This is a genomic window from Campylobacter gastrosuis, from assembly GCF_030249845.1.
GTDB classification, from domain to species: domain Bacteria; phylum Campylobacterota; class Campylobacteria; order Campylobacterales; family Campylobacteraceae; genus Campylobacter_A; species Campylobacter_A gastrosuis.
In genome coordinates this window covers 337664-361860 of the sequence record NZ_JANURM010000001.1, presented here as the reverse complement: position 1 = coordinate 361860, position 24197 = coordinate 337664, and the positions used below count along the sequence as shown (strand labels likewise).

At 38.8% G+C, this 24197-nt stretch carries 25 protein-coding genes; 17 read left to right on the top strand and 8 right to left on the bottom strand.

Annotated features, from left to right (window positions below; genetic code table 11):
• The first annotated feature begins 125 nt into the window (after window positions 1-125).
• Window positions 126-3308, top strand: coding sequence for a hypothetical protein (locus tag NYG85_RS01815; protein ID WP_284936741.1), 3183 nt, complete (start codon window positions 126-128; stop codon window positions 3306-3308).
• A 996-nt stretch (window positions 3309-4304) separates the two neighbouring features.
• Window positions 4305-4532, top strand: coding sequence for a hypothetical protein (locus NYG85_RS01810; RefSeq protein ID WP_284936656.1), 228 nt, complete (start codon window positions 4305-4307; stop codon window positions 4530-4532).
• A 45-nt stretch (window positions 4533-4577) separates the two neighbouring features.
• Here NYG85_RS01810 and NYG85_RS01805 read toward each other — a convergent pair whose 3' ends face one another.
• Genes NYG85_RS01805 through NYG85_RS01790 form a run of 4 tightly spaced genes read right to left on the bottom strand, consistent with a single transcriptional unit; the run spans window position 4578 to window position 7698 of the window.
• Window positions 4578-5450, bottom strand: coding sequence for a carbon-nitrogen hydrolase (locus NYG85_RS01805; protein WP_284936655.1), 873 nt, complete (start codon window positions 5448-5450; stop codon window positions 4578-4580).
• Window positions 5447-6394, bottom strand: coding sequence for a cation diffusion facilitator family transporter (locus tag NYG85_RS01800; RefSeq protein WP_284936654.1), 948 nt, complete (start codon window positions 6392-6394; stop codon window positions 5447-5449). Before NYG85_RS01800 ends, NYG85_RS01805 begins: the two co-directional genes overlap by 4 nt.
• A gap of 9 nt (window positions 6395-6403) precedes the next feature.
• Entirely contained in the window at window positions 6404-7450 is a 1047-nt protein-coding gene (locus NYG85_RS01795) for an agmatine deiminase family protein (RefSeq protein WP_284936775.1), read from the bottom strand.
• The gene (locus NYG85_RS01790) at window positions 7450-7698 is read right to left on the bottom strand and encodes a CBU_0592 family membrane protein (protein WP_284936652.1); all 249 of its coding nucleotides are present in this window, start codon (window positions 7696-7698) and stop codon (window positions 7450-7452) included. The genes NYG85_RS01795 and NYG85_RS01790 overlap by 1 nt, the downstream gene beginning before the upstream one ends.
• Before the next feature lie 92 nt (window positions 7699-7790).
• Here NYG85_RS01790 and NYG85_RS01785 point away from each other — a divergent pair, with 92 nt between their 5' ends.
• The 3 genes from NYG85_RS01785 to NYG85_RS01775 are packed head-to-tail and all read left to right on the top strand — an operon-like array spanning window position 7791 to window position 9827.
• Entirely contained in the window at window positions 7791-8438 is a 648-nt protein-coding gene (locus NYG85_RS01785) for an amino acid ABC transporter permease (protein ID WP_284936651.1), read from the top strand.
• Complete coding sequence (locus NYG85_RS01780) at window positions 8428-9093, top strand: amino acid ABC transporter permease (protein ID WP_284936650.1); 666 nt, start codon at window positions 8428-8430, stop codon at window positions 9091-9093. Before NYG85_RS01785 ends, NYG85_RS01780 begins: the two co-directional genes overlap by 11 nt.
• A 2-nt stretch (window positions 9094-9095) precedes the next feature.
• Entirely contained in the window at window positions 9096-9827 is a 732-nt protein-coding gene (locus tag NYG85_RS01775; protein ID WP_284936649.1) for an amino acid ABC transporter ATP-binding protein, read from the top strand.
• Between the two features lie 28 nt (window positions 9828-9855).
• On the opposite strand, the gene NYG85_RS01770 is transcribed toward NYG85_RS01775, so the two are convergent.
• Window positions 9856-10662 (bottom strand): CsgG/HfaB family protein, encoded by an 807-nt coding sequence (locus tag NYG85_RS01770; RefSeq protein ID WP_284936647.1) that lies wholly within the window; start codon window positions 10660-10662, stop codon window positions 9856-9858.
• Window positions 10663-10789: 127 nt separating this feature from the next.
• Between NYG85_RS01770 and NYG85_RS01765 the strand changes: the two genes are divergently transcribed.
• Window positions 10790-11113: a hypothetical protein gene (locus NYG85_RS01765; RefSeq protein WP_284936646.1), complete on the top strand. Its 324-nt coding sequence runs from the start codon at window positions 10790-10792 to the stop codon at window positions 11111-11113.
• A gap of 80 nt (window positions 11114-11193) precedes the next feature.
• The gene (locus NYG85_RS01760) at window positions 11194-12036 is read left to right on the top strand and encodes a cysteine ABC transporter substrate-binding protein (RefSeq protein WP_284936645.1); all 843 of its coding nucleotides are present in this window, start codon (window positions 11194-11196) and stop codon (window positions 12034-12036) included.
• A gap of 31 nt (window positions 12037-12067) precedes the next feature.
• On the opposite strand, the gene NYG85_RS01755 is transcribed toward NYG85_RS01760, so the two are convergent.
• Entirely contained in the window at window positions 12068-13408 is a 1341-nt protein-coding gene (locus tag NYG85_RS01755; protein WP_284936644.1) for a class II 3-deoxy-7-phosphoheptulonate synthase, read from the bottom strand.
• A 116-nt stretch (window positions 13409-13524) separates the two neighbouring features.
• Between NYG85_RS01755 and rarD the strand changes: the two genes are divergently transcribed.
• The 5 genes from rarD to NYG85_RS01730 all read left to right on the top strand — a co-directional run bounded on the left by rarD (window position 13525) and on the right by NYG85_RS01730 (window position 17292).
• Window positions 13525-14412 (top strand): EamA family transporter RarD, encoded by an 888-nt coding sequence (rarD, locus tag NYG85_RS01750; RefSeq protein WP_284936643.1) that lies wholly within the window; start codon window positions 13525-13527, stop codon window positions 14410-14412.
• Window positions 14409-14885 carry a hypothetical protein gene (locus NYG85_RS01745; protein ID WP_284936642.1) on the top strand — a complete coding sequence of 159 codons (477 nt, stop codon included), beginning with the start codon at window positions 14409-14411 and terminating at the stop codon, window positions 14883-14885. The genes rarD and NYG85_RS01745 overlap by 4 nt, the downstream gene beginning before the upstream one ends.
• On the top strand, window positions 14882-15994 hold the full coding sequence (gene rseP, locus NYG85_RS01740; RefSeq protein WP_284936640.1) for an RIP metalloprotease RseP: 1113 nt from the start codon (window positions 14882-14884) through the stop codon (window positions 15992-15994). The genes NYG85_RS01745 and rseP overlap by 4 nt, the downstream gene beginning before the upstream one ends.
• Window positions 15991-16617 (top strand): YggS family pyridoxal phosphate-dependent enzyme, encoded by a 627-nt coding sequence (locus tag NYG85_RS01735; RefSeq protein WP_284936639.1) that lies wholly within the window; start codon window positions 15991-15993, stop codon window positions 16615-16617. Before rseP ends, NYG85_RS01735 begins: the two co-directional genes overlap by 4 nt.
• 69 nt (window positions 16618-16686) lie before the next feature.
• Window positions 16687-17292 carry a LysE/ArgO family amino acid transporter gene (locus NYG85_RS01730; RefSeq protein WP_284936638.1) on the top strand — a complete coding sequence of 202 codons (606 nt, stop codon included), beginning with the start codon at window positions 16687-16689 and terminating at the stop codon, window positions 17290-17292.
• A gap of 82 nt (window positions 17293-17374) precedes the next feature.
• On the opposite strand, the gene NYG85_RS01725 is transcribed toward NYG85_RS01730, so the two are convergent.
• A complete protein-coding gene (locus tag NYG85_RS01725) occupies window positions 17375-17806 on the bottom strand; it encodes a copper resistance protein NlpE (protein ID WP_284936637.1) in 432 nt (143 codons plus the stop codon).
• An 89-nt stretch (window positions 17807-17895) separates the two neighbouring features.
• Here NYG85_RS01725 and NYG85_RS01720 point away from each other — a divergent pair, with 89 nt between their 5' ends.
• Both NYG85_RS01720 and NYG85_RS01715 read left to right on the top strand, forming a co-directional pair.
• Window positions 17896-18783 (top strand): SPFH domain-containing protein, encoded by an 888-nt coding sequence (locus tag NYG85_RS01720; RefSeq protein WP_284936773.1) that lies wholly within the window; start codon window positions 17896-17898, stop codon window positions 18781-18783.
• Complete coding sequence (locus tag NYG85_RS01715; RefSeq protein ID WP_284936636.1) at window positions 18780-19166, top strand: NfeD family protein; 387 nt, start codon at window positions 18780-18782, stop codon at window positions 19164-19166. The genes NYG85_RS01720 and NYG85_RS01715 overlap by 4 nt, the downstream gene beginning before the upstream one ends.
• Before the next feature lie 18 nt (window positions 19167-19184).
• Here the strand turns inward: NYG85_RS01715 and NYG85_RS01710 are convergent, their stop codons facing one another.
• A complete protein-coding gene (locus NYG85_RS01710) occupies window positions 19185-19391 on the bottom strand; it encodes a hypothetical protein (RefSeq protein WP_284936634.1) in 207 nt (68 codons plus the stop codon).
• 96 nt (window positions 19392-19487) lie between these two features.
• Here NYG85_RS01710 and NYG85_RS01705 point away from each other — a divergent pair, with 96 nt between their 5' ends.
• From NYG85_RS01705 to recG, 3 genes are read left to right on the top strand one after another with little or no spacing between them, the layout of a single operon-like run.
• A complete protein-coding gene (locus NYG85_RS01705; protein ID WP_284936632.1) occupies window positions 19488-20534 on the top strand; it encodes a dehypoxanthine futalosine cyclase in 1047 nt (348 codons plus the stop codon).
• A complete protein-coding gene (locus NYG85_RS01700; RefSeq protein ID WP_284936631.1) occupies window positions 20535-21761 on the top strand; it encodes a M16 family metallopeptidase in 1227 nt (408 codons plus the stop codon).
• The gene (gene recG / locus NYG85_RS01695) at window positions 21751-23571 is read left to right on the top strand and encodes an ATP-dependent DNA helicase RecG (protein WP_284936630.1); all 1821 of its coding nucleotides are present in this window, start codon (window positions 21751-21753) and stop codon (window positions 23569-23571) included. Before NYG85_RS01700 ends, recG begins: the two co-directional genes overlap by 11 nt.
• Window positions 23572-24197 lie beyond the last annotated feature (626 nt).

Below are 24197 nucleotides of genomic sequence, written 5' to 3'. Positions count from 1 at the left end.
AATGTGTAAAAATGTTTTAAATTTTAAATAAAAAATGTATAAAAATGAAACACTTGCAATTTTAAAGCCTTATTTTTATATTTTGTGATATAATCGCTAAAAATTCAAACTATGGGAGTTAATTAATGTTAAATCCGCGAAATTCTACGCTTAAAAGGGCTGTTGTCCTTTTACTCGCCACAGCGTTTTTTAGCACGAGTGCTTTTGCCGAGTGTCAAGTCATAAACGGCGTTAAGGCAATTAGTGGGCTTAAAATGTTTGTTTATAAAGGTCACAAAGATATAAATAATTTAAACAATGTCGCCTCTTGGACTGACAATATTCAAACAACCATAAACACAACAAACCAAACAGCCAAAAATTTATATTTAAGCGATACAAACCGCCTAAAATCATACCCTGACGCAAATAAAAACGGACAAAGATTTTACGTCGGCAAGGATACAAGATTTTCATTTACCCAAAATTTCTTTGACCTTTACCCTGAAATTACTGGCGATTTTACGATTTACCTTGAAGGTAATATTCAAATACCAAATTATATGTTAAGAGCTGGTGGCACAAACGGCACTTATGTTTATGATTTTAGAAACAGCAAGCAACACGTAAGCTCTTTAAAATACAACACTTCAAAAAGCTTTGATGATAACGTTAAAGATATGCTAAAAAATGTAACTACTTCATATACTTTAAGCCAACAAAATATATTAAATATTTTTCAGCAAAACATTTATGCACTTCATTCAAATTTAAACGGCAACTATAAAATTTTAATTGATGGACAGCAATTTGTGTGTAGTGGCATTGACTGCAATAAAGACATATCATCAACAGAAAAAGGCAAAGACGGCGAAACAAGAAGCATTACAAGAGATATTTTAAGACACAATCACCCTATGGTGCCGGGCAATTATAAATTCCAAATAGCAATCAAAAGTAGCAAATCAGCAAATAGCTACTTCGCCCTAGCAATGCAACAATCAATGGGCGATTCAGCTATCCCAAATACAAACTTTTACTCGCCTAAAACTGACGGCTTTTGCACCGAAGAGCCAAAGGCTGGGGTAAAATACAAGATAGCAGATAAGGAATTCCTAGACGCATTTAAAAGCGGTGGCAAGAGCCTTGACTGGCTTTGGGGTAGTCCGCTAAGAGCTAGGCAGGTGGGTAAAAGTGGGCAATTTTGCATAATCGCCAAAGATGAAAATGGTGGAACAAGTCTAACAAGTGGCGATGAGCCAGTCATCGTAGCACTAAAATATAACGCAAAATACTCAGATGAAAGCGATGAAAACAATCCGATAAAACACGAAACAAACGAATACGACTTCATCTACGGCACAGGCAACCTACCAGTAATAAATGTCCCACAAGGCGGATACTGCTTTGATATCCCAAATATGGATAAAAAGCTAACGACAAAGGCACAATTTTTCATCTATCCAGCCACGAATGGGCAGTTTAATAAAAACGTGATAACTGGCACAGCCGTAAGCGAGTCAGATACATTCTCAATCCGCCCAGCAAATTTATCGTTTAATATTTACAATAGAGACCAAAATGGCAAACTACCAGTAGGTAACCCACTTGATAAAATGAAGCTAATCGCTGGTAAAACCTACTATTTTAGTATAAAAGCAATGGGTGCAAACGGCACTGCCCTACCAGTCAAGCACGATAATCAAACGCACGTAGCACAAGGCTCGTTTGATTCAATTAGAACTGGCAAATACGATAAAGAATACAACTTCCCATTCTCAACCAAAAAGCACCAGCCTGATTGTGCTAGCACAGCCGTGCCACTTAACGATCATAATAAAATAAATTTCACAAACAACGAAGCAAGAACTGGCGTGTTTAGCTACTTTAATCTAATGGAATTTGGACTTAGGGTGCTTGACCAAGAATGGACTGGCGTAGATAACAAAGGCACATCTCAATACGGCGGAGAGTGTAGGCGTGGTGGCGGTGCTCAGCCATTTAATAGGGATTTGGTTGATTGTGACATTGAGCTAGCCGATACATTAAAATTTATCCCAGCTGGTATAAAAGCGACATTTAATGGCATTACAAATGCAAACAACGGCTACACGTATTTAGATGATTTTAACGCAACTTCAAGCGATGAGAGCTTAAAGCAAAAAGCCACGCTAAATTTAAGCATAAAAGCAGTCGCCCAAAACGGCACAGAATTATCAAATTTCACAACCAACTGCTACGCCGAGCCAGTTAGCTTTACGCTTAACTACTCAAACGTAGGCGATATAAACTCAACCGACCCAACACTAAGAAGCAACATAACCGCAAAACGCACACGCATACCATTTATAGATAACTCGCCAAACAAAGACCAGCCACTAGCTAAACGCATAGCACTAGCGACAAACACGACTGGGCTAAATTTAGATGATACAAGCACAAATTACAATGAAGCAAATAAACTACGTGGCATAAGCAACGGCTATTCAAAATTCTATCCAACAGAAAACAAAAACAAAATGCCACTAAAAGCCGAAACTGCCTTTTTTGACACGGCTTCAACGGCAAATATATACATAAACGTAAGCCCACGTTACAGACAAAATCCACAAACCCCATTTGTCATCTCATCGCAAGAATTTTTCATCAGCGACTTAAAGGTAAATGGCTCGGCTGACTTTGAAAAAGATGATGGCACAAGACAAGCCTACACGCTCTCAAACAGCTACTCGCAAACCACAGCCAACATAAACACAACCCACGACGCCCTAATGATACAAGGCAAACTCTACGCACCTTACTACGAAGGTCCGTCAAGTGGCTTTGACGCTAAGCTTTATTATGGATTTTACTGCAAAGACTGCCAAGCAAACGGCACACTAATGAACGACCTAAGCACAACCGGGCTAATCCTAAACTCAACGCCAGAGTTTGCAAGTGAGAATTTAAAAGATTGGTTTGTAAATCAAGCTGAAAACAATCTAGACCCAAGAGCTTACTGGACAGACCAAAGAGCCCTAAACACCGCTAGAATAAGTGGTATCGGTGCCGTAAATCAGGGCAAACAAGACATCAGACTATCAAGCAACAAAGGCGGTAAGGATAAAATTTTCATCAAACTTGGCGACATTTCGCCGTATCTGTTAGATGAGAGCAACGTCCAAAATGGTGGCATAGGTGAGAACGTCCTAGAAGTGAATTTCTACGGCAAATCAAGCAACTGGGGCGGCAGAAGCTACGATAAAAATGGTAATAAAACCGATGTCGGACAATTTGTCATTGACACCGATAATGTCTCAAACCGCACAAACCGCCGAATTGATTGGTAAGCAGATGATAACCAAAACAATGTTACGACATTGTTTTGGTGGTCTGTGAAAGTGTAAAAAATTTGTGGTTTGTGAGTTATAGCGGAGAGAAAGGAGTGACCCTATTCGCTTTGCTCGTGATAAAAGCAAAATACAAAAGAAGCACTCAAAATAAAATGCAAAATTCTACTTCAAGCCACAGAATTTCTCAAAAAACAGCATATTTTTTAGACTAAAATTTCAAAAACACTAGAACGTAAGAAGACTAAACTAGCGAACGCCGACTTTTAATCGGCAGGTGTTCGCACGATAGAGCGTTGTCGTGGGGGAAGCAAACGAAAATCAAAACAATGTTACGACATTGTTTTGATTTTTTGCGAGTTATAGTTAAGGGAGAAGGGGTACGACCCTACTTCGCTTCGCTCGTAGCTGCAAGCAGAACACAATTCAAGCCCCCTTCTCCCTTAAAATAGAGTGAGCGACACTCAAAATAGAATGCAACGTTCCACTTCAAACCACAAAAATTTTTATCAAAAACAGCATAATTTTTTAGTTTAAAATTTTAAAAACGCTAGAATGTAAAAAAATAAAACTAGCGAACGCCGACTTTTAATCGGCAGATGTTCACCACCTTAGAAGCGTTATCGGGGATAAGGGTTGTTAAGGGAGAAGGGGGTGACTTCGCAATTCAAGCCCCCTTCTCCCTTAAAGAAAAACAAATGGCACTTTTTAAATTTCAAGCAACGTTCTATTGCAAAATAAACAAAATTCTGTTTGTAAGTTATGGCAGGGGCGACCCTACTTCGCTTTGCTCGTTCTAAAAGCAAAACGCAAAAGAAGCCCCCCCCTTTTTTTTAACAAAATACGAAGTTCTACTTCAAATCAAACAAATTTTTATCAAAAAACTGCATAATTTTTTTGGTTTGTAAGCTTGTTTTTTGAGATAAAATACTTTTTAAACGTTAAAGTCAAACAATTATAATTTTGTTATAATATCCAAAATTAACAAGGACAAAAATGCAAACATTAAATGAAGCAAAAAGAAAACTAACTATGCTTAAAGTGTGGCTTGTTGTAATTATTGATGCTTTTATTGGGGTTATTATTTGGGCAGTGGATAAATTTGAGATTAGCGAAAATATCTTAATAAGCCTTGTTTTTTGTCTGCTTATAATTTTATTATTGATTTTTATTTTTCTCGTAAAAAAAGCCAACAATATAATAAAAGAAATCGGCAAAATATAAATCATTTATCGGCTTTATGATTAGCAAAATCATAAAGCCAAATATTTAATCAATAAATCTTTTAGTTAAACCAGCGTAGTTTTCAATCCGCCTGTCGCGTAAAAATGGCCAAATTCTACGCACATTTTCGCTTCGTTTCATATCAATATCCACCAAAAAACACGCCTCATCTTGCTCGTTTGCCCTAAAAATTTGCTCCCCTTGTGCCCCAAAAACAAAGCTATTACCCCAAAATCTAATGCCTTTGCTAACCCCAGAGCTATCAGCTTCAAAGCCAGTGCGATTTACTGCCACGACAGGCACGCCATTTGCCACGCTATGACCGCGCTGCACAGCGACCCACGCTTCTAGCTGACGCGATTTTTCAGCATCTGTATCTTCATCAAACCAACCTATCGCCGTTGGGTAGATTAAAATTTCAGCCCCTTTTAACGCCATTAAACGAGCCGCTTCTGGATACCACTGATCCCAGCACACCAAGACGCCAAGTTTGCCAACGCTCGTTTGTATCGGCTCAAAGCCTAGATCGCCCGGTGTAAAGTAAAATTTCTCATAAAACTGCGGGTCATCAGGTATGTGCATTTTGCGGTATTTACCAGCCAAAGTCCCGTCACGCTCAAAGATAAAAGCGGTGTTGTGATAAAGTCCGGCGGTGCGTTTTTCAAACAGCGAAGTGACCAAAACTACGCCATTTTGCCTTGCCACATTTGCCCAAAATTTCACATCACTCTCCCAGTCATTTGCCAAATCAAAAAAGCCCACGTCCTCGCTTTGACAAAAATACTGCGTTTGATGAAGCTCTTGTAAAATCACAAGCTCTGCCCCGCCCTGCTTTGCCTGTGCGATTAGCTCGCAAGTTTTAGCTATCGTGGCTTCTTTTGTGCCGTGAAATTTCTGCTGAATTAGTGCTGTTTTCATTTTTCTCCTTTATTTGATATTACGCAACGCTCGTCGTTGCCGTGATTTTCGCCACCGCTATCATCAACTGGGTCAAGCTCTGGCGTGATTATCCAAATTTTATCATTAAACCTAGCTTTTATCTCTTTTGTGATCTCATCTGAAATTTCGTGCGCCTTTAAAAGCGAAAAGTTGCCGTTAAAAACTAGGTGGTAGCTTAGATATGTGTAAGCTCCGCTTTGGCGACTTTTTAGGTAGTGAAAGCTTGAAATTTCAGGCTTTGAAAGGATAATTTGCACCACTTCGTTTATGATCTGGCTAGGCAGGGCAGCATCAAGCAAAATTAGCACCCCTTCGCGTATGAGCGAGATTGCCGAGTAGATGATATAAATGCTAATTACTATGCCTAAAATCGCGTCAATTAATACAAAGCCAGTAAATTTTATCACGATTAGAGCGATGATGATGGCTAGGTTTGAATAAAAGTCGCTTTTGTAGTGAAGTGCGTCTGCTTTGATAATTAGGTTGTTTGTTAGGGTTGCGATTTTGTTTAAAAATAGTATCAAAGCACCAGTTAGTATGAGCGAAACTAGCATAACATAAAGTCCGATACTAACATCAAAATTTTGCTCTGGTATAAAAATTTTCTTAACGCTTTGATAAAGGATAAAAAGTCCGATACCAACGATAAAAACGCCCTCAAAGAGCGATGAGAGTGCTTCAAGTTTGCCGTATCCGTAGTTAAATTTCGCATTTGGCGCATCGCTTGATTTTTTAAGTGCTAAGAAATTTAAAAACGAAACCAAGCAATCAAGCATAGAGTCAATGGCTGAGCTCATCACCGAAACCGAACCGCTTAAAAATCCGGCTATAAATTTAAAAATCGCCAAAATTACAGCGGTAAGTCCGGCCGTAATCACGGCTATTTTTTTAAGCAAAAATGGATTTGTTTTGGCTAATTTCATCTTGCAAATCTATTCTCCCGCTTCGCTAAAAACCTGCCTGTCGGCACCGCTTCGCTTGTTTTTCGCTTCGCTAGAAACATTTTGCTTCGCAAAAGCGTGATACTTGTTTTGTGACGAGCAGTGAAGTGAGCCGTTTTGGCGGACAAAAACGAGCGAATTTACGCCAATTACCTTGTGATTTGGCAGGGCATTTTGCAGTATTTCAAGCACGATTTTATCGTTTTTATCATCGTAAGTTGGCACGATTAGAGCGTTGTTTATAAATATAAAATTTGTATAGGTGCAGCCAAGCCTTTTATCATCATAAAATTTCGGGCTAGGCAGCGGCAGAGCAAGTAGCTTAAAGCCGGTATTTTCAAGCTCGGCTCTCATCGCATTTAGCTCGTTAAAATGCTCATCAGCACGATCATCGCAACTTGCGTAAGCTATCGTATCAGGCGTGATAAAACGAGCCAGTGTATCAATGTGATGATCGGTATCATCACCCTTTATGAAGCCATTTTTTAGCCAAATCGTGCGTTTTAAGCCAAAAAGCTCACTTAATTTTGCTTCAATTTGGCTCTTATTTAGGCTTGGATTGCGATTTTCATTTAGCAAACAATGCTCAGTCGTAAGCAAAACGCCCTCACCGTTAAAATCCACGCTACCGCCTTCAAGCACCATATCAACGCTTTCTAGCTCGCCCTTAAAATGCGCGTTTAATGCAGTATTTACGGCATTATCGTTGCTACTTTTAAATTTATTACCCCAAGCGTTAAAGCTAAAATCGTAGCTTTTTATAGCGCCACTACACAAAACATCAATCATACCATAGTCCCTAATCCACGTATCATCGGTGGCAATCTTTAAAAATTCGCAGTTAGAAAATTTCTTAAAACGCTCTAAAATTTGCGTATCCGGACAGATTAAAACGCACTTTTGATATGGCGTAATAGCCCCTACAAGCTCTTCGTAGCTAGCTAAAATTTCATCTAAATATGGCTGCCAATCGGTGTTTTTATGCGGTAAAGATAAGAGTAAGCACTCTTGCTTCTCCCACTCGCCAAATGCTCTAATCATCGCTTTATCCTTTGTTTGTAAATTTTAAAAATCCCAAAAATTGTTATAAAAATCCAAAAAACTTCAATCAAAAATGACCCAAGATTAAAATGCACTAAAAGCGAGATGATGAGTAAAATCGCACCAGCCAAATTTATGTATTGATAGGCTAAATTTTCTGCATTAATCTTGCCAAGTTGAAGCAAAAAATACGCCCCAACAATACAAAGCATACCCAAAAATCCGATAATCTGAAAAATATCCATAAAAACTCCAAATTTTAAAAACGCTCATTTTAGCATAAATTAGCATTTTTTAGCTACAATCACACTTTTAGAAAATTTAGAAGTGGAATTTTATGGATTTTGAGTTTATTAGCGAGTTTTATCCTATGTATGTTAAGGCTGGGATTTTAACGCTCAAACTTGCATTTTTAGGGATTTTCTTTTCAATCGTAATAGGCATTTTTTGTATGTCGGTGCGGTATTATAAGGTAAAATTTCTAATCCCGCTCGTAAATGGCTACGTTGAGCTAAGCCGCAACACACCGCTTTTAATCCAGCTTTTCTTTTTATACTACGGACTGCCAAAGCTTGGCGTTAGCATTAGCTCGTTTAGCTGTGCTGTCATCGGTTTAGCGTTTTTAGGCGGTAGTTATATGGCTGAGAGTTTTAGGCTTGGGTATGAGGCGGTTAGAAAGAGTCAGATTGAAGCTGGGCTTAGTCTTGGGCTAAATCAGGTGCAAATTTTATACCACATAATCACGCCACAAGCGTTTAGCGTTTCGCTACCTAGCATCGCTGCAAACGTGATTTTCTTGCTTAAAGAAACCTCAATCGTTAGCATTGTCGCCCTTGCTGATTTGGTCTATGTTGCAAAGGATTTAATCGGGCTTTATTACAAAACGGACGAGGCGTTGTTTATGCTTGTTATTAGCTATCTAGTCATCATTTTGCCAATTTCGCTGGTGCTTTCGCTACTTGAAAGGAGAGTTCGTGCAAGATAGTGTGCTTTTTAACGCCCAAAATTTGCTTAGACTTGGCGAAGGACTTCTCATAAGCCTTGAAATTTCAATCCTTTCAATCATCATCTCAGTTTTTGGCGGACTGATTTTAGGCGTTTTAATGAGCCTAAAAAACCGATTTTTATACGCCACTCTTAAAATTTGCCTTGAAATCGTGCGGATAATGCCAACAATCGTCTGGCTTTTTATATTTTATTTTGGTTTAGCACGTGCGTTAAATTTGCATTTAAGTGCATTTGGTGCCTCGCTTGTCGTGTTTAGCATTTGGGGAATTTTTGAGATGATGGATATCGTTAGAGGTGCCGTCGTTTCTATACCAAAGCACCAGTTTGAGAGCGCGACTTCGCTTGGGCTAAACAGGCTTCAAATTTACATTTATATCATCATACCACTTGCTACAAGGCGCTTGGTGCCGGGTGCTGTAAATTTGCTTAGCAGAATGATAAAAACAACCTCAATCGTGGTATTAATCGGCGTAATTGAAGTCGTAAAAGTCGGTCAGCAAATCATAGAAAGGCACGTTTTTAGCGATAATCTAGCACCTTTTTGGATTTATGGCTTTATATTCTTTTTATATTTTATAATTTGCTATCCGATATCAAAATTATCGCAAAAGTTAGAGCGCCGTTGGGAGTAGAGATGAAAATTTTAGAGTTAAAAAATGTAAATAAATTTTATGAGCAAACACAAGCCTTAAAGGATATAAATTTAAGCGTAAATCGTGGCGAAGTCATCGTCTTGCTTGGACCCTCAGGCTGTGGTAAATCAACGACTTTACGCACTATAAACGGACTTGAAAATATCCAAAGTGGCGAGATTGTAATTGACGGCGAAGTGGTTACAAAGGACTATAAAAACTGGACAAAAATGCGTCAAAAAGTCGGTATGGTCTTTCAGCATTACGAGCTTTTTGAGCATTTAAATGTGATAGAAAATATCATTTTAGCACCACTAAAAGCACAAAAACGAAACCGTGATGAAGTGGAGCGTGAGGCTGATATGTGGCTTGAAAAGGTCGGCTTAAAGGATAAGAAATTTGCACGTCCTCGTGAGCTTTCAGGCGGTCAAAAGCAACGAATAGCCATTGTTAGAAGCCTTTGTATGAAGCCAGAACTTATGCTATTTGACGAGGTCACAGCAGCACTTGATCCAGAGATCGTGCGTGAAGTTTTAGATGTGATTATAAATTTAGCAAAGGACGGGATGACTATGCTAATTGTCACTCACGAGATGGGCTTTGCACGTGCGGTTGCCGATAAAATCGTATTTATGGACGCTGGACAGATTGTAGAAATTAGCACACCAGATGAGTTTTTTACCAGCCCCAAAAGCGAAAGAGCAAAGAAATTTTTAAATCTATTTAGTTTTTAAAAGTCCGAATAAATCGGACTTTTAATGATTAATCAGAGACTTTCAGCGTCCCACCAGCACCAAGACCGCCTTTTACGCTTTGTGCTTTGTAGTTTTTGACAGCCTTAATTAGGTTATTCATAGAATCTGTAAATGCAGCGACTATGACCTTACCTTGTGGAGTTTTTGAGTAAGCACCAAGTGCACCACCTGCACTGCTACCAAACAGTCCACCAAGACCTGCAAAGTCCATATTGCTTGCACTACCCTCAGCTGCTGCTAATTGAACACCTGATCTGTTTTCTATAAGTGTTAAAACAGTGCCAGCCTCAGCAGTTTGAACGCCACCAGCGACGGCACCAGCAATACCGCCAAATAAAGCACCAACAACACCGCCTATACCGCCTGTGTTGCCTGAACTAAATGTTATGCTTGGAGTAACCGTGTAATCAGCCGCTACCATTTGTCCTTTTTTAAAATTTGAGTTCTTTCTAAGTTCGCCAGATTTCATCAAAGCACGCTCCTCCATCATTTGGTTCATAGCCTTGCCACGCTCAACTATAACAAAACAATTTGACTGCTGTGCTAAAAGCCTAATAACTGGCACGGTTGAAGTTAAGCGATAATCTCTTGTTAATACGCTATACCAGTCAGAATCCCTATCTTCGTATATTGTTAATGTCCCCAATGATTGAGAGCATCTTTCAAGTTGAGAATTTGCATTTTGTGCATTCTCGCCACCAGCTGAGCCAGTAGCGACAGTTTTACCGCCACCCATATTCATTGAAGACATACAGCCACTTAACATAGCCATTAAAGATAGACCAGCAACGGTTGCTTTTACAGATAAAGACATTTTTACCCCTCGTTTAAAATAAATTTTGACAATTTTAACTAAAAAAACTAAAATTTTGCTTTTGTTTAAATGATATTTTATTTACATAGCAATAATATTTAAAAATTTTCTTTACAAGGAGCAAAAAATGAAAATTTTCTTAGTCGCAATAATGCTTTTTACATTTGGAGTGGCATATGATGATTACCGAAACGATGACACGATTATTCTCGTGCCAAAAAAGAAACATTATAAAAAAGATAGATATAGCTATTACAACGATGATAGGCGTCAAAGTTTTTACGATGATGAGTATAATGGCGATATAAATTCAAGATTTGATACATATATCGTAATCAAAGAGCCGTTTAGAGATAGTGGTTACAAGCGTAGGGATTATTTAAGAGATTTTAGAGATAGTGGCGATTATGAGCTAAGAGATGAGCCTGAAATGGTTATTAAAATAAGATAATTTAAAAAAGGCTCATTTTATCTTATTTTTATAAAATTTAAAGTATAAATCAAATCCCATTTTATTTTAAAAGAGAAAGAGTGAAAAAGTTTTTTTCATTTTTGGCAATCATCGCTGCCGTCTTTCTAACGGGTTGCGGTGAGGATAAGGTCGCTGACGCTAAACAGCTTGATAGCGTGGCTAAAATCAAAGAGCAAGGCTTTGTTCGTATCGGCGTTTTTAGCGATAAGCCACCATTTGGCTTTGTGGATAAAGATGGCAAAAATCAAGGCTATGATGTCTATTTTGCAAAGCGTATCACAAAGGATTTGCTTGGCGATGAGAGCAAGGTAAAATTTGAGCTTGTTGAGGCTGCTAGCAGGGCTGAATTTTTAGTCGCAAATAAGGTTGATATAATCTTAGCAAACTTCACGCAAACCCCTGAGCGTTCAAAAATCGTTGATTTTGCGCTGCCTTATATGAAGGTTTCGCTTGGCGTGGTAAGCCCACAAAATGGCGTAATCACCGACATTTCACAGCTTAAAGGCAAAAAGCTAATCGTAAATAAAGGCACGACAGCAGATGCGTATTTTACGAAAAATCACCCAGAGATTGAGCTTGTGAAATTTGATCAAAACACTGAAACCTTTGCTGCCTTACTTGATGGCAGAGGCGACGCTTTATCGCACGATAACACCCTGCTTTTTGCGTGGGTTAAAGAAAATCCGGGCTTTAAAGTCGGCATTGACAGCTTTGGCGATAAGGACGTCATCGCACCAGCCGTGCAAAAGGGCAACAAAGCACTGCTTGACTGGCTAAATAACGAAATTATTGAGCTTGGCAAAGAAAATTTCTTTCACAAAGATTACGATGCTACGCTAAAAAGCGTCTATGGCGATGATATTGACCCTGAGTCAGTTGTCGTTGAAGGCGGTAAAATTTAGTGAAATTTTCAAGGCTTTTTGCCTTGAAAATTCACGCTTTTTTCAAAAAATCAGCGACTAAAAATGCAAGTTCAAGTGCTTGGTCTGCATTTAATCTTGGGTCGCACTGCGTTTCATATCGCTCTTTTAGGCTCTGCTCTGTTACGTTAAATGCGCCGCCTGTGCATTCTGTCACATCTTGACCGGTCATTTCAAGATGAATTCCGCCCGGATAAACACCCTCGCTTCGTGAAATTTCAAAAAAGCTTCTTACTTCGCTTAAAATTTTACCAAATTCACGCGTCTTGTAGCCATTTGTCGCCTTTGTCGTGTTGCCGTGCATTGGGTCAATGCTATAAACAATATTTAGCCCCTCGCTTTTTAGCTCTTTTAGCAGATTTGGCAGTTTATCGCCTATCTTATCAGCACCCATTCTGATGATGATATTTAGCCGTCCAGCCTCGTTTTGCGGATTTAAAATTTTAGCTATTTTTTTAATATCATCAGCACTTGCACTTGGTCCGATTTTAACGCCGACTGGGTTTTTAACCCCACTTAAAAAATGCACGTGAGCGTCATCAACCCCACGCGTCCTTTCGCCTATCCAAAGCATATGTGCCGAGCAGTCATACCACTCGCCACTTAGGCTATCCTCGCGAGTAAGTGCCTCTTCGTAAGGCAAAAGCAAGGCTTCGTGCGATGTGTAAAATGACGTTTGGCTTAAAATTGGCGTATTTTCAGATGTCATACCGCAAGCTTGCATAAACGCCAAAGTCTTGCTTAAACTATCGGTTAGCTCGGCGTATTTTTCATTAATCTCAGCCCTTTTTGTAAAGCCTAAATTCCACTTATGCACTTGGTGTAAATCAGCCAAACCACCACGCGAGAATGCACGAAGCAAATTCATCGTAGAAGCTGATTGATAATACGCATCAATCATACGTTTTGCGTCTGGGACACGGGCATTTTGGCTAAATTCAAAGCCGTTTATAATATCGCCCCTGTAACTAGGCAAACTAACCCCATTAATCTCCTCAAAATCGCTACTTCTAGGCTTTGCAAACTGCCCTGCTACACGTCCGACCTTGACAATTGGCATACTGCCACCAAAGGTTAAAACGATAGCCATTTGAAGCATTACCTTAAACATATCTCTTATGTTATTTGCACTAAAATTTGAAAAACTCTCGGCACAATCGCCACCTTGAAGCAAAAACGCCTTGCCCTCACAAACCCTTTTTAGCTCCTCTTTTAGCCTTCTAGCCTCGCCTGCAAAAACAAGCGGTGGTAGCGATGAGAGCTTGTTTTCAATCTCTTTTAGCTCATCTTGATTTACATAAGTCGGCTGTTGTAAAATTTTGTATTTTCGCCAACTATCCTTGCTCCAACTCATAATTTTACCTTTACTTAAAATTTATAAAAGTTGCGATTATATCATTAAAAGCTTAATTTTTATGCTTTATTAAACAAGATAAAACTATAATCAGCCTTTTATTTTTAAGGCGTTTGATGAATTATAAAGATGAAGCCACTAAGGGCTTTTTTTTAGCTATCGGTGCTTTTGTTATTTGGGGCGTATTTCCGATATTTTTTAAGCTCTTTCAAGGCGTATCGGCGTGGGAGATACTAATTCACCGAATAATCTGGTCAGTCGTTTGTATGGCGATGTTTTTTTATTTTACTGGCGGTTTTGAGCAGATTAAGGCGTTAATTTCAAACAAAAAAACCCTAAATTTACTATTTTTAAGTGGCGTAATGATTAGCTTAAACTGGCTAATTTACGTCTATGCAGTAAGTAACTCGCGAATTTTAGAGGCAAGTTTGGGCTATTTTATGAATCCACTTGTTAATATTTTTGTCGGATTTTTAGTCTTTAAAGAGCAAATCACACCTTGCGGTAAGGCTGGAATTTTCATCGTGTTTTTAGCGATTTTAACGCAAATTTATGGTATCGGCGACTTGCCATTTATCTCGCTTATGTTGCCACTTTCGTTTGCCATTTATATCGGCATTAGAAAATTTATAAAAGTTGCGGCTATGCAGGGGCTTTTTATTGAAACTCTGCTAGTTTTTCCCATTTCAATGGCGTATTTTTTCTATCTTTTTGCCATTGACCAAAACCACTTCAAAGCCGATTTTAACGGCTTTTTGATGATTTGTTCTGGCATTGTTACGATTATACCGCTTGTAATGTTTAATGCAGCCACGACAAGAATGAAGCTAACCACCCTAGCTTACGTTCAGTATCTTTCGCCGACTTTAAGTATGCTAGTTGCTGTCGTGATTTTTAATGAAGAGCTTCAAACTTACAAGCTAATCTCATTTTGCCTAATTTGGACAGCAATCGCCCTAATTAGCATTGAGAGTGCGATAAATTTAAGAAAGGATAAAAGATGAATGAGATAACAATGGCGTTTGTAATCTGCCTAGCCGTGGGCTTTGCACTTTATATGCAGATTACAAAAATGACGCAAAATATTGATAAAAACGAGGCGTTAAAAGATGAAAATTTAGAGCCAAAACGCCAAAATTTAGTGCTAATTAGCGATGATAAAACGCAAAAATACAAGGAATTTTGCGATGAGATTGACGCGCAAATTAGAGCGTTAAGGCAGTTAGCAAACGATGAAAATTTAAAAGATGAGAGCCTAAAAGATGAGTTTTTAGCCGAGCTTTCGCAATCTAGCAGAAAGCTTACTTTTATTCAAAATATGAACTCAAAAAAAGATGAAACCACTTGGGAGAGCGAGCTTTTTGAAATTTTAAGCAGTATTGAAGGTTCGGTCGAACGCTCGCTAAAAGATAGCCAAAATATCAACTACAAAATGCGTGAGAGCCTACGAGAAAGCTTTGCAAGGATTAGGTCGTGAAGGGCATTATTTTTTTAGCCATAATCCTTGCTGTCGGGCTTTATGCCTATTCGTGGCACTTTTTTGTTACGATTTTTATCATCTCGTTTTTGGTATTTTTTCACGAGCTTGGACATTTTTTAGCGGCTCGTTCGCTCGGCGTTTGCGTGCTGACATTTAGCATTGGTTTTGGCGATAAAATTTTCGTTAAACGCATTAAAAACACCGATTATTGCATTAGTGCAATACCACTTGGCGGATATGTCCAGCTAAAAGGGCAAGATGACGCTGACCCAGCCAATAGAAACTATGACGCTGATAGCTACAACACCCTAAGCCCGATAAAACGCATTTACATACTCTTTGCTGGGCCGTTTTTTAACATATTTTTAGCATTTTTGCTTTACATTTTTATTGGAATTTTAGGCGTTGAAAAGCTCTCGCCAGTCGTTGGCAAGGTGCTTGAAAACTCAGCCGCTATGAGTGCAAAAATCGCACCAGATGATAAAATAACTGCAATAAATGGCGTGAAAATTTCAGAGTGGGACGAGATAGCAGAGCTTGTAAAAACCGAGCCAACGACGCTAGAAATTGAGCGAAATGGCGAAATTTTAAATATAACTCTAACCCCAAAAATCGGCGAAAGTAGGAGCATTTTTGGCGAAGTAATCCAAAAACCGCTCATTGGAATTTCGCCAAAGGGCGAGTTTGTAAAAATTTATCACACCGGCTTTGACGCCCTAAAATACGCATTTTCGCAAACAATTTGGGCTTCAAAGCTCATATTTTTAAGCTTTGAAAAGCTGGTGCTTGGTATCGTGCCGATTAAAGAAATGGGCGGGATTGTCCAAATTACTGACATTACTTCAAAGGCTGCAAAGAGCGATTTTGTCGTGCTTTTAGTCATCACAGCACTAATTTCTGTAAATCTTGGCATACTAAATTTACTGCCAATCCCAGCCCTTGATGGCGGTCATATCATCTTTAACGCCTACGAGCTGATTTTTCGCCGTGAAGTAAGCCAAAAGGTCTTTGTGTGGCTTACATACGTTGGCTGGGCGTTGCTTTTAATGCTAATGCTCGTGGCGACTTTTAACGATATTATGAGATTAAGCGGGGTTTATAAATGATAGTTTTAAGCGATTTATTAGATAAAATCAACGCCATTTCAAGTGGTGTCAGGCTTGTTGCAGTGAGTAAAAACGTAACACAAAATGAGGTTAGAAATTTATACTCACAAGGACAGATTGACTTTGGTGAAAACAGAATCCAAGAGATGGCAAAAAAGCAGTCCGAACTTGCCGATTTGCCCATAAAATGGCATATGATAGGGCGACTTCAAGATAATAAAATCAACCAACTAATCGCATTAAAGCCTATTTTATGGCAGAGTTGTGATAGCTTTGAGCGTGCGGTGGCTGTTAATAAACGGCTAAATTTCAAGCTTGACACGCTTTTACAAATCAACTCGGCAAACGAAGATACAAAGCAAGGCGTGAGCGTAGAAATGGCAGCTGAAATTTATCACAAAATCTCGCAAGAGTGCGAAAATATCAACCTTTTAGGCGTGATGAGTATCGGCACTCACAGCGATGAAGTAAGCAAAATTTCAGCTAGTTTTGAAGCTACTTATAAAATTTTTAGCAATTTAAAAGGAGCAAAAATCTGCTCAATGGGTATGAGTAGCGATTATGAAATTGCCATAAAATCTGGCTCAAATATGATACGACTTGGCTCAATTTTATATCTTTAATTGTGTAAAATTGTAACACTTTTAAGAGCAATTTTTTGTAAAATTTTATGTAAAATTTTAAGGATTTTAATGGATGCATTTTTATCTGGATTTGGCACTGGTTTATCGCTTATTTTAGCCATTGGGGCTCAAAACGCCTTTGTTTTAAAGCAAGGTATTTTAAAACAGCACGTTTTTATCACGTGCCTAATTTGTGCCGTGTCTGACGCTTTGCTTATTTTTAGCGGTGTTTTAGGGCTTGGCTACGTTGTAAGTAAATTCCCAGCGATAAAACAGATAGCAATTTATGGCGGATTTTTGTTTCTTTTTTGTTATGCTTTAAGAAGTTTTTGGACAGCATTTAGACAAAATCACGCAATGAAAATTGATGAAAAACCAGCCCAAAGCCTTAAAAAAACGATACTTCTAACACTGGCTTTTACTTGGCTAAATCCGCACGTTTATCTTGACACTATGCTTCTTATCGGCTCAGTTTCTGCTAAATTTGCAGATAAAAATATCATTTTTGGCTTTGGAGCAGCCGCCGCTTCATTTGTGTTCTTTTTCACGCTCGGATACGCTTCAAGAGTGCTTTTGCCATTATTTAAAAAACCAATTTCGTGGAAAATTCTAGAAATTTTCATCGGATTTTTAATGATGTTCTTAGCATTTTTACTGCTTTTTAGCAAATTTTAAAAACAAACCTCTTATCTACTAACCCAAACTTTCATAATTTTTTACTAAAAACAAAAACCAACAGGTGCTTTAAGCACCTATTTTAGCGGATTTTTTTAAAGGTATAAAATTCGGCTAGTTCGCCACTGACTTCATCGCCCTGAGAATCAAGCATTTTTAACGCCCCATTAACAATCTTATACATTTGCTTCTCTTTGTATAAATTTTCAGTCGTTAAAATATCGCCAGCAACGCTATAAACTCCGCTTTGATTATCCGTGTATTTTTGCTGATTTTCATAGGTCATAATGTATGAAAACCTCTTATCGTCTTTTAAAATCAAAGTCGCTTCAATCCCGTCACAATCCGCACACGGCAGAGTGGTTTTATAAACGCCAGTAAGCTCATTTTTCATCTCGCACTTTTGTGCTGTGCTTACGCCACAAGTCCCATTTGGCAGGGCATTTTGCGTATTTGCACACCCAGCAAAAGCCAAAACCGCAAGGGCTAAAAAAACCTTTTGTTTAACTTTCATATATCTATCCTTTATCATAAATTTAGTGTATAATATCAAAAAAATATAAAAAAGGGGTAAAAGTGCAAGACAATGAAATTTTTATCATAATGGCATTTTTGGTTGTGATTTTAGTGGTCGTGTTTTTAAAACTAGCCGTTAAAATCGTCTCACAATCAGATATTTATATCGTTGAGCGACTCGGCAGATTTCACAAGGTGCTTGACGGCGGATTTCACATTATCATACCTTTTATTGACCAAATCAGAGACGAGATTACGATACGAGAACAGCTTGTAGATATTACAAAACAGCAGGTTATCACAAAGGATAACGTAAATATCAGCGTTGATGGCATCGTGTTTTTAAAGGTCACGGATGGCAAAATGGCACTTTATAACGTTGATAGCTACAAGCGTGCGATCGCGAATTTAGCAATGACTACGCTTCGTGGCGAGATAGGCGCTATGAATCTTGATGACACACTAAGCTCACGCGACCGCCTAAATAGCGCACTTCAAGTCGCACTTGGAGATGCTGCAAATAACTGGGGCGTTAAGATTATGCGTGTTGAAATCTCTGAAATTTCAGTCCCTAGCGGGATTGAGGAGGCTATGAATTTACAGATGAAAGCCGAGCGTGAAAAACGTGCCATTGAGCTAAAAGCCGAAGCTGAAAAAGCGGCTTTAATAAGAAACGCAGAAGCCCTAAAACAAGAAAAAGTCCTTCAAGCAGAGGCGATTGAGCGTATGGCTGATGCTAAAAAATACGAGCAAATCGCCCTTGCCACCGCACAAAAAGAGGCTATGGATATGATAAATGCAAGTATGAGCCAGAACCAAAATGCGGCTGAATTTCTACTAGCAAAGGACAGAGTTATGGCGTTTAACGAACTAGCCAAAAACACGAGCAAAGATAAAATTTTAGTCCCTTATGAAGCTAGCGAGCTAATCGGCTCACTAAGTGTGCTAAAAGAATTCCTAGGCAAGAAACAATGAGCTTTTTAATCGCTGGTATCTGCCTAATTTTAGCCGAGCTTATGTTTGGCTCGTTTTATCTGCTCTTTTGTGGGCTTGGCTTTTTAGCGACTGGAATTTTAAGCTTTTTTATTGATTTTAGCTGGTATTTTGGGCTGATTTTATCGGCGATTTTTTCAATAATTTTGATATTTGCTCTAAAAAAGCCATTTAAAAAGAGCCAAAAAAACGAGATAAAAGATGACTTTTTAAACGAGCGTGGCTTTGGCGTGATTAAAAACGATATGGTATATTTTAAAGGTACTTTTTGGCACTTTGATGAGGGGCTAAAATCAAAGCTAAAAGACGGCGACAGGGTAGAAATTCTAAGCACCAAAGATAATTTTGCAGTGATAAAATTCTAGGGGCAAAACCCCCTAAAATTAGTGCTTGTGTTGCATATTTTGATGCATTGGGCAGCCTTGCATTGGCATTTTTTTATCATTCATACCGCAGCCCTCGCCACATTTTTGCATTTGCATACCGCAGTTTGCACTACAACCTTGCATTTCGTGTTTTTTTGGTTCAGGGTTTTTAGCACAACCAACAAAAAGTGCAACACTTGCAATAAAAATTAGAAATTTTTTCATCTTTTCTCCTTTAAAAATTTCTAGCTATTTTACTAAAATTTACTTTTTAAAAGCTAAATTTTGATACACTCACACAAAAATTTAAAAGGTAAAAACTTGAAAAGACTTAGTGTTGATGAAGCGGTTGATTTGATAGAAAACGCCGAGCTTACCGAGCTTGGACGACTAGCACTCGCAAGAAAGCGTGAGCTTCACCCTGATAAAACGACAACTTTTATCGTAGATAGAAATATAAATTACACAAATGTTTGCTGGGTTGATTGCAAATTTTGCGCATTTTACCGCCACGCAAAAGAGGACGAGGCTTACGTTTTAAGCTTTGATGAGATAGGCAAAAAGATTGATGAGCTTTTAGAGATCGGCGGGACGCAAATTCTCTTTCAAGGTGGCGTTCATCCAAAGCTTAAAATCCAGTGGTATGAAGAGCTTTTGGAATTTATAAGTAAAAACTATCCTAGCATTGACGTGCACGGCTTTTCGGCAGTCGAGATAGACTACATCGCAAGAGTGTCAAAAATCTCAACCCTTGAAGTTTTGCAAAGACTAAAAGCAAAGGGACTTTACTCAATACCGGGCGCTGGGGCTGAAATTTTAAGCGATAGAGTCCGTGATATCATCGCTCCAAAAAAATGCGATACCGCTACTTGGCTAAAAATCCACCAAGAAGCCCACAGCGTGGGGCTAAAATCAACGGCAACGATGATGTTTGGCACGGTTGAAACCACACGTGAGATTGTAGAGCACTGGGAGCATATTAGAAATTTACAAGACATTACTGGCGGATTTAGGGCGTTTATTTTATGGAGTTTTCAGGGGCTAAACACAAAATTAATGGCAGAACACCAAGAGATAGTAAAGCAAAGCTCAAATCGCTATCTTCGCCTACTTGCCGTTTCAAGGCTGTTTTTAGATAACTTTAAAAACATCCAAAGTAGCTGGGTTACGCAGGGTAGCTACGTGGGGCAACTTGCCTTGCTATTTGGTGCAAACGATTTAGGCTCAACGATGATGGAGGAGAATGTCGTAAAAGCCGCAGGAGCAGAGTTTAGAATGAATCAAGCACAGATGATAGAGCTTATTAAAGATATAGGCGAAAATCCAGCAAAACGCAATACAAACTACGATATTTTAGAGAGATTTTAGATGAAAATTTTAGATTTAAACGTTAAAAACATAAAAATTCCAGTCGTTTTTGAGAGCCAAAACTCACTACCGATAGTAAGCTTAAAGCTCGTATTTAGGGCTTCTGGCGTGTGTAGTGAGCAAAAAAGTGGTGTGGCAAGAATGTGCGCACTTATGCTAAATGAGGGCGATAAAATTTTAGGCTGGGAGGGCTTTGCAAAGGAGCTTGAAAAAAGGGCGATTAGCCTAAATGTGAGTGCTGGTTTTGAGACATTTTTAATTGAGCTAAACTGCCTAAAAGAGCATTTTAGCTTTGGCGTAAATATGCTAACTAAACTGCTAAAAGAGCCAAATTTTAGCGATGAGATCCTAAAAAAGTGCCAAACTATCACGCTTGGCGATATCGCAAGTAATCAAAATGATAACGACTACCTAGCAAAGTGGGGTTTGTTTGAAATTTTATACCCAAAAACAAATCTAAGCTACCCAAGTATCGGCACAAATGAGAGCGTAAAAAGTATAAATTTAGATGAGATAAGGGCGTTTTTTAGCCAAAATTTGGTGTTAAATAATCTTTTTATCGTCTTTGGTGGAGATGTTAAGGCAAGCGAGCTTGAAATTTTAAAAAGTCCGCTTGAAATTTTAAAAGAGGGCGTAAAAAACGAGCTAACAAGGCTAAAAACAAGCCAAAACGAGCAACTAAAAGAGATAGTAAAACCAAGCGAACAAGCATACATTTATTTTGGTTCGCCATATAATGTAAGCGATGATGAGCGTTACAAGGCTAGTGTGGCGACCTTTGTGCTTGGCGAGAGCGGTTTTGGCTCACGTTTAATGGAGCAAATCCGCGTAAAAAGGGGCTTAGCCTACTCAGCATACGCCAAAAACGTGCTAAATTTAAGCCACTCACAAATTTTTGGCTATCTACAAACCAAAAACGAGAGCAAGGACGAGGCGGTTAGCGTCGTTAAAGATGAGTTTAGCAAATTTATAAAGTCTGGCATTAGCAAAAATGAGCTAGAACAGGCTAAGAAATTTTTAGTCGGCTCACTGCCACTTCGGCTTGAAACGCTATTTCGTAGGCTTGATATCGCTTATGGCGAATTTTACAGGGGCGTAAAGCTAGGCTCATTTTTAGACGAGCTTGAAAAGATAAAAAGGCTAAAACTAAACGAGATTAACGATTTTATCGCCTCTCACGATGAGATTAGTAAGCTTAGCTTTTGCATTTTAAGAGATGAAATTTGAGCCAACTGACAGAGCCGATTTAGCTAAAATCGGCGTCATCTCACTGCTTGATTTGGCACTTTTTTTGCCAAAAAGCTTTGAGGATAGCACTATCTCAAACGAGCCAAAAAATGGCGATGTCTGCGTGGCTGTAAAGGTTTGGCAAACAAGACGGGCTAACGGCGGACTTTTGATAATTAACGCATTTTGTCAGACGTGGGATGTGCAGATTAAAATTGTCATTTTTAACGCAAAGCCTTGGCATTACGGCGTTTTTAAGCGTGATAAGGAGATGATTTTACACGGCAACTGTACGTTTAATTACGGCTCTTATCAAATTACAAATCCAAAAATTTTAACCAAAACAGGGCAGATTAAGCCAAAATTTAAAGCCGATTTAAAAGATGAAAAAATCGCAACTTTAATCGCAAAATACGTAACAAAAGATAATCTTTTGGGCGAGGGATTAAATGAAAATGAAGCCGATTTTTTGCTAAATTTTCAAAAAGCAGATAGTGTGAGCGTAGATATGCTAAACGCTCTAAAAAGCCAAAACGCTGGGCTAGAAACGCTAAAATTTGTTGAAATTTTTAACTACATTAAAAAGCTAAGCGGTAAAAAAACGCACTTTTTAAATAAAATCACAGAGCTTTTTAGCATAGATGAGTGGCTAAGCACCCTGCCATTTACGCCTACAAACGACCAAAAAAACGCCATAAACGACATTAGAGCTGATTTAGTTAGTAGTGAAGCCAAACGCCGTGTCGTAATGGGCGATGTTGGCAGCGGTAAAACCCTAGTGATTTTAGCAGCAGCCCTAAGCGTGTATCCTAAAAAAGCCATTTTAATGGCACCAACTAGCATTTTAGCCGAGCAAATTTACACAGAAGCCATTAGGTTACTGCCAAAATTTATGAAAATTTTACTCGTAAAAAGTGGCGATAAAAACGTAAATTTAGACGAGCCTTGCTTTATCATCGGCACTCACGTGCTTTTGTTTAAGGAGCTACCAAAGGCAAATATCATTATGATTGACGAGCAACACCGCTTTGGCTCAAACCAAAGAGCAAAGATTGACGAGCTGGTAAAAGACGGCGAGAAACGCACAACTTTCGTGCAGTTTTCTGCCACGCCAATACCAAGAACACTAAGCCTAATCCAGTCATCGCTTGTAAATTTTAGCTTTTTAAAACAGATGCCTTTTAAGAAAAACATTAAGACGCAAATTTTACAAAACAGCGGATTTAGCGCATTTTTAGCACATTTAAGAAGCGAAATTTCAAAAGGCAATCAAGCAATCATCGTCTATCCGCTGGTTGAGAGCTCAGAAAATTTTAACTACCAAAGCCTAAGCGAAGCTCAAAATTTTTGGCTAGAAAATTTTAAAAACGTCTATATCACGCACGGCAAAGATAGGCAAAAAGAGCAGGTTTTACTTGATTTTAGGCAAAATGGCGACCTGCTTTTAGCCACGACTATCGTTGAAGTGGGCATCTCACTGCCTCGCCTTAGCACGATTTTAGTCGTTGGGGCTGAGCGTTTAGGACTTGCCACACTTCATCAGCTCCGTGGTCGCGTGGGGCGAAATGGTGGGGACGGCTACTGCTTTTTATACACAAAGCTTAAAAATCCGCCGGAGCGTTTAGTTGAGTTTTCAAACACGCTTGACGGGTTTAAAATCGCCCAGATTGATCTAAAAAACCGCCAAAGTGGCGACATACTTGATGGCACAGCACAGCACGGAGCGACGTTTAATTTTTACGAATACGAAGAAAATTTAGCTGGGATCGCAAAAGATAGACTTGAAAGCTTAAAAAATAAAACTAATTAAAATTAGGCGATTTTTTAAATTTTAAAAAAACAAATCCAGTTAAAAGCGTAGCAAATTAAAGCGGTGCAAGAGCCTAAATATCACAGAAGCAAACCGCAACAGCCATCAAGCCATAATCGTGCAGTGGCACGACAGCAAAGAAGGCAAGGATAAGCAGGTAAAAGTAGGTAGTGCGGAGGGCGCAGGGAGTGGTAACTCAGGCTTGCTGGGCGGATTTTATTCGCCTGCAAAGTCATAAATAACCTATAAATTAAATATCCCAGAGCCAAAGAGCGACAACGAAGCCTTTAAAAAGGGCGAAGCCAAGCTAAACGAGCTACAAAGGGGCGGTATAAATGGGAGTTTAAGCATTGCTGGGCGTGAGATTAGAGCTGGTGGTAAGCTAAAAATTTAGGCGTAGCTGGGCTTGAAAATATAGAATTTAGCATTAAATCAGTGTCACACAACCTAAACGCTACAAGCTACAAAATAGATGTGGAGTTTGAGGGGTGAGCGAAGGCAAATTTTCAAGGCTACAAATTAGCCTTGAAAGCCGTAGCGAAAAATGTTATAGCTTTGCGAAAAATGTTAAAACGCTAAAAATTAGCCTTGAAAGCCGTAGCGAAAAATGTTATGGCTTTGCACAA